The sequence below is a fragment of the Streptomyces calidiresistens genome (genome assembly GCF_014141525.1).
GTDB lineage: Bacteria > Actinomycetota > Actinomycetes > Streptomycetales > Streptomycetaceae > Streptomyces > Streptomyces calidiresistens.
In genome coordinates this window covers 1-1,019 of record NZ_VKHS01001273.1, presented here as the reverse complement: position 1 = coordinate 1,019, position 1,019 = coordinate 1, and the positions used below count along the sequence as shown (strand labels likewise).

1 protein-coding gene is annotated in these 1,019 nt (G+C 74.9%); it reads left to right on the top strand.

Features of this window, described 5'->3' with window-relative positions; genetic code table 11:
• The first annotated feature begins 119 nt into the window (after positions 1 to 119).
• The gene (locus FOE67_RS26835; protein ID WP_182667413.1) at positions 120 to 773 is read left to right on the top strand and encodes a TetR/AcrR family transcriptional regulator; all 654 of its coding nucleotides are present in this window, start codon (positions 120 to 122) and stop codon (positions 771 to 773) included.
• Positions 774 to 1,019 lie beyond the last annotated feature (246 nt).

Sequence of the window (1,019 nt, the reverse complement as noted above, 5' to 3'; positions counted from 1 at the left end):
GGGTGCGGGTGGACACGGAGGGCCTCCCCAAGAGAAGGATCGTTCGTTTTGCGTGGGAACCACGTTCCTCCGCCGGTGCCGACTTGTCAAGAATGAACGTTCGTTTTACGGTGGGCGGCATGGCACGCGTTTCCCGGGAACACCTCGACGCCCGCCGCCGTCAGATCCTGGACGGCGCCACCGCCTGTTTCGCCCGGGGAGGCTTCCACGGCACCTCGATGCAGCACATCCTCACCGAGACGGGCCTGTCCGCCGGCGCGGTCTACCGGTACTTCCGGAGCAAGGACGACATGATCGCCGCGATCCTCGAGGAGGTCGTGGGCACGGTCGGGGCGGCCTTCGCCGAGATCGCCGAGGAGGAGCACCCCCCGGAGCCCGGCGAGGTGGTGGCGGGGGTCTTCCTGCGCACCCGTCGTCTGTTGGAGGCGCGCGGCATACCGCTCGCGCTGGTGATGGAGGCCTGGTCGGAGGTCGCGCGCACCCCCCGGTTGCGCGAACTCCTCGTCGAGCGGGTGACGCAGGTGATCGGTGCCTGGGAGCGGATCATCGACCGGTACCGGGCCGCCGGGCGGCTCCCCGCCGACGTGCGTCCCGACCGGCTGGCCCGGGCCCTGATCGGCTGCGCCCACGGCCTGCTGCTCCAGGGCGCGCTGTTCGGGCCGCCGATCGACGATCCGGAGGAGGGCGCGGCCGTGCTGCGGGAGGGGATCGCGGCGCTGGTCGCGATGACCCCGGCACCGGAGCCCACCCCGGACGGGGACGGCACCGGCTGACGCCTACCCTCCTCCTCGGCGCCCCCCGGCCTCCCCTCGGCGGACCCGTCGGGGTGCCCCGGGGGACGGGCGCGGGCCGGGATGCCCACGGGATCGCGCCGGGAGCCCGGAAGGCCCGGCGGGGGCGCGGCGTGAAGGGGACGGCCGGTTGCCGCCCCCGGGGGCCGTCAGTCGCCGGCGGCGTCCGTGCCAGGAGTGCCCGGGGTGCCCGGGGTGCCCGGGACGTCCCGGACACCCTCCCCGCCC